The 12,550-nt window shown below is 47.9% G+C and carries 12 protein-coding genes; 1 reads left to right on the top strand and 11 read right to left on the bottom strand.

The window, feature by feature from the left end; all coding sequences use genetic code 11:
* The 4 genes from ACI6NM_RS04830 to ACI6NM_RS04845 all read right to left on the bottom strand — a co-directional run bounded on the left by ACI6NM_RS04830 (window position 1) and on the right by ACI6NM_RS04845 (window position 3,880).
* Window positions 1-1,419, bottom strand: coding sequence for an Eco57I restriction-modification methylase domain-containing protein (locus ACI6NM_RS04830; protein ID WP_262427978.1), 1,419 nt, complete (start codon window positions 1,417-1,419; stop codon window positions 1-3).
* A 137-nt stretch (window positions 1,420-1,556) separates the two neighbouring features.
* Window positions 1,557-3,233, bottom strand: coding sequence for a recombinase family protein (locus ACI6NM_RS04835; protein WP_438501053.1), 1,677 nt, complete (start codon window positions 3,231-3,233; stop codon window positions 1,557-1,559).
* 55 nt (window positions 3,234-3,288) lie between these two features.
* Window positions 3,289-3,450, bottom strand: a complete 162-nt coding sequence (locus ACI6NM_RS04840; RefSeq protein WP_004797315.1) for a hypothetical protein — start codon at window positions 3,448-3,450, stop codon at window positions 3,289-3,291.
* Between the two features lie 79 nt (window positions 3,451-3,529).
* Window positions 3,530-3,880: a type II toxin-antitoxin system PemK/MazF family toxin gene (locus ACI6NM_RS04845; protein ID WP_002576184.1), complete on the bottom strand. Its 351-nt coding sequence runs from the start codon at window positions 3,878-3,880 to the stop codon at window positions 3,530-3,532.
* A 655-nt stretch (window positions 3,881-4,535) separates the two neighbouring features.
* Here ACI6NM_RS04845 and ACI6NM_RS04850 point away from each other — a divergent pair.
* On the top strand, window positions 4,536-4,910 hold the full coding sequence (locus tag ACI6NM_RS04850; RefSeq protein ID WP_004797313.1) for a helix-turn-helix domain-containing protein: 375 nt from the start codon (window positions 4,536-4,538) through the stop codon (window positions 4,908-4,910).
* Between the two features lie 59 nt (window positions 4,911-4,969).
* Here the strand turns inward: ACI6NM_RS04850 and ACI6NM_RS04855 are convergent, their stop codons facing one another.
* The 7 genes from ACI6NM_RS04855 to ACI6NM_RS04885 form a co-directional block, all read right to left on the bottom strand.
* Entirely contained in the window at window positions 4,970-5,395 is a 426-nt protein-coding gene (locus ACI6NM_RS04855; RefSeq protein WP_004797312.1) for an RNA polymerase sigma factor, read from the bottom strand.
* Between the two features lie 467 nt (window positions 5,396-5,862).
* Window positions 5,863-6,234: a metal-dependent transcriptional regulator gene (locus ACI6NM_RS04860; RefSeq protein WP_117698128.1), complete on the bottom strand. Its 372-nt coding sequence runs from the start codon at window positions 6,232-6,234 to the stop codon at window positions 5,863-5,865.
* 11 nt (window positions 6,235-6,245) lie between these two features.
* Window positions 6,246-7,982: an ABC transporter ATP-binding protein gene (locus tag ACI6NM_RS04865; RefSeq protein WP_004797310.1), complete on the bottom strand. Its 1,737-nt coding sequence runs from the start codon at window positions 7,980-7,982 to the stop codon at window positions 6,246-6,248.
* Between the two features lie 14 nt (window positions 7,983-7,996).
* Complete coding sequence (locus ACI6NM_RS04870; protein ID WP_004797309.1) at window positions 7,997-9,742, bottom strand: ABC transporter ATP-binding protein; 1,746 nt, start codon at window positions 9,740-9,742, stop codon at window positions 7,997-7,999.
* Complete coding sequence (locus ACI6NM_RS04875) at window positions 9,739-11,211, bottom strand: ABC transporter ATP-binding protein (protein ID WP_004797308.1); 1,473 nt, start codon at window positions 11,209-11,211, stop codon at window positions 9,739-9,741. The genes ACI6NM_RS04870 and ACI6NM_RS04875 overlap by 4 nt, the downstream gene beginning before the upstream one ends.
* Window positions 11,212-11,223: 12 nt before the next feature.
* Complete coding sequence (locus ACI6NM_RS04880; RefSeq protein WP_004797307.1) at window positions 11,224-11,967, bottom strand: energy-coupling factor transporter transmembrane component T; 744 nt, start codon at window positions 11,965-11,967, stop codon at window positions 11,224-11,226.
* On the bottom strand, window positions 11,964-12,548 hold the full coding sequence (locus tag ACI6NM_RS04885) for an MptD family putative ECF transporter S component (protein WP_040462692.1): 585 nt from the start codon (window positions 12,546-12,548) through the stop codon (window positions 11,964-11,966). Before ACI6NM_RS04885 ends, ACI6NM_RS04880 begins: the two co-directional genes overlap by 4 nt.
* Window positions 12,549-12,550: the final 2 nt, after the last annotated feature.

Below are 12,550 nucleotides of genomic sequence, written 5' to 3' on the forward strand. Positions count from 1 at the left end.
TCACCACTTTTCTTCAAAGGTATAGTTTTCCACATCACTCGGGCTGATTCTGTAGGTCTTCCCATTGGCATGGATCCCAATAGACTGAATGTATTGATAAAACGCATCGCTCTCAAGGATATCTTTAGCCTGTTCGATCGTGTAGCCTGTTTTAGGAACCAAATACATCCCAGAATAAGGCACTGTCTCCTCATCCAATTGATAATACTTGACCGTATCCGTAATCAAGGTAGAAAGCATCAGCTTTTCCTGATTAATATGTGCCAAGGCCTGCGAACGCCCATACTCAAACCACTTACATGCCTTATCCTTCTGCCTCAGATCCAGCTTATCCCGGTAAGTCTGCAGATAGCGTTCAATCTCCGGAAACTTATCGTGAAACTCTTCCTCCGTATAACGACATAGCCTTCCGCTCATATAATAGTAGGGAAAAATAATATAATTATTCTTATCATACTGTCTGCTTTTAGGGCTGGCTGCCGGCCTCAGGCCCAATCGCTCCAGTCGGTAACCATTGGTTTCAATCCACGCTTCATTCTCAGAGAAATCCTGTATAACAAAGGCATCATTTAACAACGTGGCAACCGGCGCAGAGACCTTAAAACAGTCTCCCAACCTCGTCTTCTTTTTACTCTCCTCCGAGGAACAGAATGTCCATTTCCCTGTCAGTTCACGCTTCTTTACACGTATGATGTCCCCGATTTCCTGGTCCGTATATTTAAAATCATCCTGCTGGCACTGATTTTCGCAGAAAATAATAGCAGAAGAAATCTGATAATTACCAAATATTCTCAAAAATTTATAATCTTCTATCTCTGTCAGATAGGGAATCAAGTATTCCCGCAACGCCTGGGAATAACGGTTTTTCATAAAATTGTTCGGGATCAGATATGCCATTTTCCCATCCGCTGCCAACGATTTCAGAGCCGCCTCAGTAAAAGCATAGTAATAATCCGCTTTCCCCACTCTGCAAACCTCATACTGCCTGCGAATCAACGCTCTGTCCTCCGAATCCAGGTTATAATAGGTAATGTAGGGCGGATTCCCTATCACATATTGATATCCAGGACTCAGTTCTGCACGCAGGGCATCCCCTTTTGTTATGTGCCACGCAACATCGTGTATCCCCAATTCGGCGGCAGTTTTATCCAAATTTGCCAGACATTGCTCATAAACTTCCGAATCTTTCTCGTAGCCATGGATATCTGCTTCCAGGCCTGATTTTATATCTTCATCTGTCACTTGGCGTGTCCGCCCATCCCGGATATAACGTCTAACAATTTCCTGAAGGAAATGACCTGTACCACATGAATTTTCAAGTACTTTCTTACCGAGCAGATCATCTGTATAACCAATCTTATCCAGCATATATACGACCATATCCGGCGGTGTAAATACTTTGCAAGTTTTCTTTCCCATAGTATATGTCTCTTCCTTTTTACGTTTATATCAATTGTCTTTTTCACTCTGAAATCAAGACTCCACTTAAGAATTCTACCATACACTAACAAATATTTCTACATTAAATAACGTTAGGGCCTAAGGTTCTCTTTGATTTACTGAAACTTCTTCTCCAGCAGCACCACCGTCTCAACGGTATTCCCTTTGTCCCACAAAAGTTCCGTAACTTCCCCGCCATCCTTGAACACCGGAAAATTCAGGCCAATCCGCTTTAGCGGATATTCAGACTCGTCATTCCTGTAAATTTCAATTTCTTTAATCAAGGCTGTGACCACATTTCTCTTTTCTTCGTCATTTATTATATTATAAACGCAGTCGAAATTCACCATGATTTTGTAAATATTCTCAAGAGTAATTGCCTGCTGCTTAATTGCATCTCGCCGAAGTCTGGCATCTTCGATTTTTTCCTCCAGCTCAACAATGACATCATATAGGGAATCTAACCGCAAGGTCATATCATGGAGCTTTCGTTCCCGGTATTTTGCATCAGCAGGGAGACTGTCAATTTCCCGTTCCAATCTTGTTTTATTCAGATCAACTTCCTTCAGCTTTGCCTGATAGCCCTCCAGTTCTTTATCCACAGCTTTCGTGTCAATCTGAACGCCAATCCGTTTTTTAATGGCCTGGGCATATTCCTCATTCCTTACGATCTCACGAATTGCCTCAATGACCATCGGTTCAATATCGGTCTTTTTCAGCATTGCCTTATATTCACAATGCTTACCTCGGACCATCCTATTCCGACTACATACATAATAGTAAATTTCTTTGTAAGTGCCATCTTTATTTGTCCATGCGTGTTTATTCGTATACATGGGACTTCCACAAACCGGGCATTTCAGCAGACCGGATAACAAATGAACTCGATCCCGCCCAATTTTTGACGGTTGCTTTACTCCGGTTCTAAGACGCTTGGCATGAGCCTTTTCCCATACCTCCTCACTAACGATTCCTTTATGCTGTCCCTCTGTCAGAATGTAATCGTCATTTCTTTTCATCTGGTAATCGTTTTTTGTGCCTTTGACTTTTTCCTTCGTTCTCCGTCCATAGGCAATTTTACCGCAATAAACCGGGTTATCCAATATCAGTTTAATAAAATGTCCTGTCCAATCCTCTAATGTGCCATTCTGCCTCGGAATTTTCCGTATACCTTGTAAGTTCAACTGATTCGCAATACCACCCAAACCGATTTCCGATGAAGTATATAATTCAAAAATCTTCCGTATTGCCACAGCCTCTGTTTCTTCAATCATCAGCTTGTTATCTTCCAGTGTATATCCGTAGGGAGCAAAGCCACCATTCCATCCACCTTGCCGTGCCTTTTCGCGCCGCCCGTTCATCGTCTGCTCGATAATATTCTCACGCTCAATCTCAGCCACAGCAGATAGTACAGAAATCAAAAGTTTTCCGCTTGTCTGAGAGGAATCAATCCCTTCTTCTATGCAAATCAGATTTACACCATAAGATTGAACCAGCTCCAAAGAGTTAAGTATATCTGCTGCATTACGGCCAAACCGTGACAGCTTATACACTAAAATATAGTCAATGTCCAAGCCATCCTCAATATCTCTGAGCATTTTTTGAAAGGCAGGCCGTCCCTCAATGGATTTACCGGATTTACCGGCATCTTCATAAGTATCAACAACGATCATTTCCTCACGATCCGCAAATCGTGTCAGCATATTTTTTTGACCTTCCAGGCTGTATCCGTCCACTTGCATCTCTGTGCTGACCCTCGGATACAAAACACAGCGTTTTCCATATCGGTTCATAATTCATACCTCCAAAATTTACTTTTGGAAAATATCCTATGTAAAGCTGCGATTCTCACGCAGCTCCGTCAACCTCGCCCAGCACTCTCATACCATATTTCTCGATGATATGTGCCAGCGAAGTGATAAACGCTTCAAATTTTTGTTCCGCCAGAAGTTCTTCTGACCGGATTTCATCTGAAGGAATCAATGCGCTTTTATTCTGGATATTCTCCATTCAGAATCACCTCCGCAATTCCTAACGAAATTATAACTCTACTTGCACAGCCTGAAAATGATACGGCCTTTCGGCACTTTTATGTAATCCCCAGACTGCACAAGAGCGTCTTGTTTATGTTTTCCATGTCATCCTTGTTTAGATGACCAATATAGTTTTTTAACCTCGACTTGTCGATCGTTCTGATCTGTTCCAGCATAACAACAGATGGTTTCACCAAACCGCATCTGTCATTTAAGTGGTAATGCGTGGGGAACTTTCTGCTTTTTTTGCTTACACTGGTAATTGCTGCAATAATAATCGTAGGACTGAAACAATTTCCCACATTATTTTGAAGAATGAGTACAGGACGAGAGCCACTTTGTTCAGAGCCGATACCAGGGCTTAAATCAGCCGAATATATGTCACCTCGATGGAATTTTTCAAACATCACTCTCGCCTCCTTAATATCTTAATACTTAAATAGCCGCACCAGTCTGAAAGAAATCTTCGGATAAAAACCTGGTGCGGCTACTGTTATTCTGTTCGGATTACTCGTCATATTTGCCACGCCCCCTGACGATGGGAACACAACAGGTCTCCGCTGGCGCGGCTGTCATAACTCCGCAGCACCGTTCGTATCGTGTGCCGCAGGGTTCCCCCCAAGTCTTTGGCGGGCCGTGAGGAAGTATCTTTAAGCCCCCGCGCAGTCATCGCGCCGAATGTGCCACCATCCGGGTCACAGGGACGTTGATCGCTCCGAAACAGCTTGTCCATCACCTCCTGGCTGCTCCATCTTCGCGGCGTCCTGCACTCGCTCATGCGCGGGTTATGTACCTGTTCTGCCGTGTATTCAGTTGTCAAAGGTCAGCGAAAGAAAAGCTCCTTCTTGACAGCCATGACAAAAACAGGCGATTTGTCCTGTCTGTACTGCGATTTATTTGAAAAAAATATTTTGCCTTGTCCCTTCATAGAAGCTGCGGACAGCGCAAGCTCCTTACAAGCACAATAAAATAGGTACTATCGTACTCAAAAACGCCTTTTATGAGGTTCTTCCTGGAAGGAAATGGGCACGATAAAATATAATTAAGGAGACGATAGTGCCTATGGAACTGATAAAAGAGCTGGGACGAAGGATACAAAAAGCGCGTAAGGAAAAAGGATTGACGCAGCAGGAACTCGCAGATCTGAGCCACGTTTCTCTAAAGCACGTTCAAGGCTGCGAAAGAGGGGTGAAGAATCCTTCTTTTGAGGTTCTGCGCGCTTTTTGCAAAGTCTTGAATTTATCTTTAGATTCCCTGATGAATCTCGATCTGCCTGAAGATGAGCAAGCCGCCAACGATATGCGGCAGCTTTACCTTTCGTGCCCTCCGGCTGCCAGAAAAGTGCTGTTAAACTCGACCCGCGCGTTGACTGATGAGCTAAAAGAGATGGTGCAGACGGCTGGGGTTGACCCAGATGAACATTTAGAGAATAAGTAAGCCGGTGGAGGAATAAAAACCCCCACCGGCTCTCTTTTTGCCGCTATGCGGCGATCAGGTTATTGGGCCGTATCCAGCAACCGCGCCAGCTTCTTCAGTCCGCGCCGGATGCTCTCCCACACGCGGCGGCGGTCAGCACCCTCGATCCGGGCGATCTCGGCCACCGTCATGCCCAAGTAAAACCGGGCGTAGATACGCCGGGCCTGGATGGCGGTCAGCTGCATCAGCGCGGCATACACTTCCTCCCGCAGCAGCTTCTGCTCCAGGACTTCCTCCGGGGTGAGTGGCCGGTTGAGGGCATCGTTTTCAATGCCATCCTCCCGGTTCAGAGAGTAGTGAGCCTTGTGTCGGAACTTCCGGCGTTCATAGGCGGCATCGTCCTGCTCCTGGCCCCGGATCGCGGCCACGACTTCCTCGGCCACGTCTACAAAGACATTGGTTTTATACACATCGGGATACAGTTCCCGAAGATTGATCTTCTGCATTATGTACCTCCATTTCGATTCACGGGTTGACGGGTGAACCAAAATGAAGGCGGTGAGCGACATCTTTCGGGGAAATTCCCGAAAAAACGACAAACAAAAGCGCCAGCATCCGAAGAACGGCGGCTGGCGCTGCTAAAAGAGGACTTATGACGCTTATGGACCAGCCACGATAGTGCCTGTTCATAAGCAGACGGGGGCCGATTGACGGTCAGGCTTTTTTTGACAGGTAAATTCCTGCCGAATTATGTCGAAGCGGTCTTTGCTTCACGGCGGCTCCCTCCTAAAGCCGCCGTGTCAGCGTGTAGTCGTCACTCCTTTGTCGAGGGCATAAGGAACGGCGGCCTTGATGTTACTCAAAACCGCCGCAGTACCCGGAAAATCCATTTTGGGCGCACAAAGCTGCCTGCCCTGCAACGGTTTTTTTCTTTCCCCGTCTTGCGGGGCAGGATCGCTTGGATTATTCGGTTTTAGTTTTGCTCTTGTTCGGCTACCTCTTTCAGCCGGTCAAAACTCTCATCGCTGATGATGTGTTCAATACGACAGGCATCGGCCTCCGCAGTTTTGGGGTCAACGCCTGCGGTGATAAGCTGCTCGGTAAAGAAGCAGTGACGCTCGTAGATTTTTTCGGCTACCTCGCGGCCCACATCGGTCAGATGGAGAAAGTGATCTTCGTCCATCATAAGAAAGCCGCCGTCCCGCAAGGTAGCCACTGCATGGCACACGCTGGGCTTTGATACCTCCATGTGCCGGGCCACATCTACGGAGCGCACCATACCGCGTTTCTTTTGGAGAACAAGGATGGTTTCCAGGTAGTCCTCCCCGGACGCATGAAGTTTCATCTGAACCTCCTTTACTGAGCCAGCTTCCAGCCGATGGCCTCCTGTCTGGCCGATACAAAATCGGCATACAGGCCCTTTTGCTGGATCAGCTCCGCATGAGTGCCGCGCTGGACGATATGAGCGTTGTCCAGTACAAGGATCTGATCGGCGTTGCGGACGGTTTTCAGACGGTGGGCAATCATGATGATGGTCTTGTCATGGGTCAATGCCTCGATAGCCCGCTGCAATTCATCCTCATTCTCCGGGTCAACGCTGCTTGTTGCCTCGTCCAAAATGATGATAGGTGCGTCCTTCAGCATAGCGCGGGCGATGGAAATCCGCTGTTTCTCGCCGCCGGACAAACTACCGCCTCCCTCGCCAATCACGGTGTCATAGCCATCCGGCAGGGCAGAAATAAAGTTATGGCAGCAAGCCTTTTTCGCCGCTTCAACCACTTGTTCATGGGTAGCATCCGGGCAGCCAAACTTGATATTGTTCTCAATCGTATCTGCAAAGAGGTATACGCTCTGGAACACCATCGAGATATTCTTCATCAGGCTGTCCAGCTTAAAATCCCGTACATCCGTACCGCCTATGGTAATCTTCCCGGCATTCACATCCCAAAAACGGGCAATCAGATTGCACATCGTTGTCTTTCCTGCCCCGGAAGGGCCGACAATGGCCGTAGTCGTTTTTTCGGGAATGGTAAAGCTGACCTGATCTAATATCTTGCGGTCTGCGTAGGAAAAATCCACCTTGTCAAACACGATCTCGCTGGACTTCGGCGTAATGTCAGCGCCTTTCTCGTCCATCACTGGCGTGTCATCAATGGAGTTTGCCGTATCCATCGAGGCCGCCAGCATTTGCAGCAAAGAGGCCATATTCCCGGCGTTCTCCAAATCGTTGAACACCATGAAAGAAGCAATCACCAAAATCAAGCCGTAGGCCAGCGACAGGGAGCCGTCCAGCCAGAACCAGACCGAGGCCAAAAGCAACAGGACGCTAAACACCCGGACAACGGCCTGTTTGATGGCGTCATAGGGAACACTGGCCTTTGTCAGTTTCAGGTTGTCCCGGCAGCTCGCCTTAATTGCACTGCCGATAGACTGCGTGCTGTCCCGTTCCAGTCCAAATGCTTTGACAATCCCCATCCCCTGAATGTACTCCAACACAGACTCCACAAGGGACTCCTGTGTGTGCTGGCGTACCCCGCTGAGCGCGGCAGATTTGCGAAGCGCCAGTTCCGCCGCCGCAAGGTAAATCAGGACACCGGCAGCGGCCACAAGACCGATCCGCCAGTCAAATACCAACAGGACGATGACGAGGGCAACCGAGTTGAAAAAACCGCCCAGCACTGACACCAGGACACGGGCTGCTGAGTTCTCTACATCGCCCAAAGTTGTTGTGACAATGGCGGTAATGTTCCCGATACTATTCTTGTTGAAGTAGCCCATCGGGATATAGCGCAGCCGATCTCCAATGTGGATACGCTTTTCCGCTACCATGCAATAGCCAGTTTCCGTTTGCTCCATCGTGGAAAAGTAGGTCGTGATGATACGCCCGATGAGGGATACCGCCATAATTCCCAACGAAATCCAGACAATGCTTCCGTCCCGGTTGTCAGATACCAGCGCACCGATCACTACAAAGAGGGCGGCAAACTGCATGGCTGAAAACAGCCCGGACAGAAACGCAAACAACAGGGATTTTTTCAAAAGCCCTTTTTTGCTGCCTGCAAAAGCAAAGATTTTTTTCAATGTTCCATACATCTGACAACACCCCCTTACATCTGGTCTTTCGCGCCGATATGCGCCTGCCACATATCCCGGTAGAGGGGGCAGGTTTCCAACAGTTTCTCATGCGTACCCTGTGCGTGGATGGTTCCATCCTTCACCACAACGATGTTATCTGCGCCAACAATGGTAGACAGCCGGTGTGCGATCACAATCAGGGTCTTGCCGACAGTTAAAGTGGAAATGGCTTTCTGCACCAGCGCCTCATTCTCTGGGTCGATATAGGCAGTTGCCTCGTCCAAAATGACAACCGGCGCATTTTTCAGCATGGCGCGGGCGATGGCAATCCGCTGGCGTTCACCGCCGGAAAGATGGGAACCGGCGCTGCCGACAACCGTATCATAGCCATTATCCAGCTTGCGGATAAAGGCGTCGCAGCCGCTTTGTTTGGCTGCCTGCTCCACCTCTGCGTCCGTGGCACTGGGGCTTCCCATGCGGATATTCTCCCGGATACTGCGGTTAAACAGGTAGTTGTCCTGAGATACATAGGAAATCTGGTCTGCAATTTCAGACAGCGGCATATCCTTCAGCTCATGGCCGCCGAGGGTAATGCTGCCGGATGTAACATCCCAATACCCGGCAATCAGCTTCGCCACCGTAGACTTGCCGGAGCCGGACGGCCCTACAAGGGCGGTCATGGTTCCGGGGTGGATGGCGAGATTCACATCATGCAAAACCTCTGTTGTCCCGTCATAGGAAAAAGACACAGACCTAAGAGAAATGCCGGTGTCTGCCAGCTTGACCGGCGCATCCTTATGGTTCAGTTCTTCAGCGTTCAAAAGCTGGCTGATTTCTTCCACATTTGTCCCCAATACGGCCAAATCGTCCGTAAAGGTAAAGGCCGCGATAATCGGCCCAACAAGGCCCAGCGAGAAAATTACGATAGACAGGAAAGTGGAAAGTTCCAGGCTACCGGAGAGCCAGAACGCGAAGCCGCAGGGTAGCACACAGATCAACACCGAGGGCAAAATGGCGTTGTAGGCGCTCATGGTTTTCTGGTTTTCTCTCATCCAGTCCACATAGTAGTTGGCATTGTAGTTTACTGCGTCAGAATATTTTTTGTAGGAACCGGCGGATTGACTAAATGCTTTGACTACCTCAATCCCACCAATGTACTCTACAATGGCGTTTGCCATCTGCTTTCCCGCTTTAACCGCGCCCTCCCACTTAACGGGATAGTTCTTCATGCCAGCAGACATAACAGCAAGGCCCACCACCAGCGTGACAAGGGACAGGAGAGCCATGCGCCAGTCCATGACGAATAGATACACGACAATTACCAAAGGCACCAGCACATTTGCAGTCATTTCCGGGATCAGGTGCGCGAAGGTTGGCTCCATCCCTTCTACCCGGTCAACAATCGTCGTTTTATACTGACCGGACGGAGTATCTAAAATCGTCCCCATCGGGACGCGGGCCAGTTTTTCGGTAATATTCTCCCGGAGATCTCGCAGCGTGTAATAGGTCGCTGTGTGAGAAATTGTTGTGGAAAGATTTGAGAATATGACTTTTCCCAAATAACCGCAAAGCGCAATAACACAAGCTGCTGTATAGTGCGAAAAATTCTGATCCCCGGACAACATCAGCGTAACAATATGAGCTACACAGAAATAAGGCACCATCTGGCAGGCTACGCCTAATACCGCAAGGGCAATGCTGCCGATGAATTTCCAGTGATAGGGTTTGCCCCATCCCCATAAGATGCCTATGGGTGACTCCTTCTTTTCCTCCTTCATTTTACAGATACCCCCTTTATGAAATAGTTTCTGATTTTTTCAAGACCCGCCTCATCCATTTGGAATTGGTCAATGATGGAACCGTTCTCAAAATGGACAATATCCGTACAACAGTCTAATATCAACTCAAGATCATGAGTAATGACATACACGGTAATACCCGTGTCCCTGACTTGTCGCAGGACATTTGCAACCTCTTTCATGTGTTTATAATCAAGGCCGCTGGTCGGTTCATCAAAAAATAAAATAGAGCGTTTAGAAGCGATTGCCGAGGCAATCGCTACCCGCTGTTTTTGGCCGCCGGAAAGGGACATGGGATGCCTGTCCTTAAAAGCCAGCAAATCTAACCGGTTCAGGATTTCCTCTGCCCGCTCCTGGTTTTCTTCCTCCATACTAATCAGCACTTCATCAAGAACCGACTCGGTAAAAAGCTGATGATTTACCTCCTGCATGACCATATAGCAGGTACTCAGCCGGTCTTTCGGACGGTATTTTCTTCCGTTCCAGACAATCTCCCCACAGCGCTTCTCCAAGCCGCAGAAACAGCGAGAGAACGTGGATTTACCGGCACCGTTATTCCCAATAATCCCAACAATTCGGTTTGTGGGAATTTCACAATCCATGATATGTAAGGTTTCCGGTTCATTTTTATAGGCAAAGCGGAAATTATGGAGCGCAAGGGCAGTCTTTTCCTGCTGCGGTAGAACCGGAGGCAGGAGACGCTCTAAAGCAAATGTGCGCAGTCCCATATTAGATCGCTGCTGCTCCGTGAGCTGCTCAAATTCTGCCGCAGAATAATCACGGCTCACCTGCCCCTCTGCCAGGTAAATAAACCGATCCGCCAGACCACGGAGATAATAAAGCCGGTGTTCCGATACAATAATTGTTTTCCCCTGCGACTTCCAGAACGCAAGAATCTTTCTCAAATCAAGGATGGACGCTGCATCCAAATTGGACGAGGGTTCGTCCATAACGAGAACATCCGGTTCCATAATGGATACTCCGGCACAGGCAATTTTTTGTTTCTCTCCACCGGATAAGTGAAAGATATTACGATCCATCAGCTTCTCCAGCCGGAAATCCCGAACCGTTTTTGCAAACCGTTCTCGGATGTCTTTTTCTGGCTGTCCAAGATTTTCGCAGCCAAATGTAATTTCACTGGTTGTATCCACATTGAAAAACTGGGACCGGGGGTTTTGAAACACACTGCCTACAACTGCGGCTGTATCGTAAAGAGGCTGCTCGGAAACCTTTTCCCCATTTACCCATACTTCTCCCGCCATCTGTCCCTCATAATAATGAGGGATCAACCCGTTAATCAGGCGGGTAATCGTGGTCTTTCCACACCCGCTTTCACCGCAGAGGACAACAAACTGACCATCTTCTATATTTAGATCAATATCCCGGACGCCCCCGGTATTTTCATTTTCTTCTCCATAGGAAAATGAAATATGGTCAATCTTTATCATAAGCTCACCCCCTTAAAAAACAAAATACTGTCCCATCAAAAACAGCGCAAAACATAAAGCACAGAGCAGAACAGCAATCATGTCCTGAATATGAAAACCAATCTGACATACGTTGGTCCGTTTGACCGGAGCGCCAAGCCCCCGCGTCAGTGCAGCGGCGGAAAGTTCATCCCCAATTTTTACAACGGACACCATCAGCGGTACAAGACGGTATTCCACCATTAAAAATGGGTTTTTCCCACCAAATCGTATGCCTCTCATTTTCATTGCGTCCCGGATTGCCTGGTATTCTTCGCTGATTGTGGGGAAGAAACGAAAAATAACAGACATAGGAATTATAATTTTTTCTGTCAGGTGCATACGTTCCATAGAACCGATAAACTCACTGACTGAGGTTGAAGAAAGCAGATAGGCCCCCGTCATAATGCCTGGGGCAAACCGCGTCATAATGGATGTAATTGCCAAAACCACAAAGGACAACAGACCACTTAATGTCGTCAGAGCTATGCGTTCCAATACAAAACAGGCAAGATATAAAAACAGATACTTGCCTGCCGTTTTGAAGCGGCGTTCCGACAGGATCAGCACAAAGGGGATCAGGCTTAACACAGGTTTTATAAAATTCATAATCCCTTCGTTGCTGGTGCTGAACATCAATGTAGTAACCGTCAGCAGCAAAATCAACTTCGTGCGCGGATCAAGCCGAATCCCTCTGCGATTGTCCGTTGTGGCAGAGAAGGATACCCCCTCCATCATGCAATTCCCGCTTTCGCAAAGTGTTTTTTCAGGAGTGCTTTTCCAAGCAGACCGCCCAAAATGGCAAAGACAAAAATCCCGGCAACCACAAGGATAATGCTCCACATCGGCATGACCGCCATTACCCGATCGGCGTATTCCTCACCGAAACTGGCGGCAAAGCTGGCCCAGGAGTCCTCGACCATAAAATACATGGGGATGTATGTACCGACCATCCACAGACTGAATACTGCATAACCAAGAATACTTTTCTTTGCACTTTTATAATCGCCGGATTTCAAAATCAGGTCTCCAAGCAAGCCGAAAATCAGCCCCATAGGCACACCCCAGAAACCCATACCGGTAAGCCCCATCAGCAGGCCGCTCAAAACGCCCATGATTGTAACCATGCCGAATTTCTTAACCCTGGTGAGGAACAGCATGAAAGGGATGCCGGTAATCAGCGACCACAGACTTCCGAGGACAGGAAGAAAGATCGGAACAAACCCAATGGGAATAGCAACACAGCACCCGATGACAAAGTAAAGAACCGTGAACAGACCGAGGTTAATCAGGTCTTTTGTTTGTAACTTGTTATTCATAA

This window comes from Pilosibacter sp. YYHA0881, assembly GCF_051602715.1.
GTDB lineage: Bacteria > Bacillota > Clostridia > Lachnospirales > Lachnospiraceae > Alitiscatomonas > Alitiscatomonas aceti.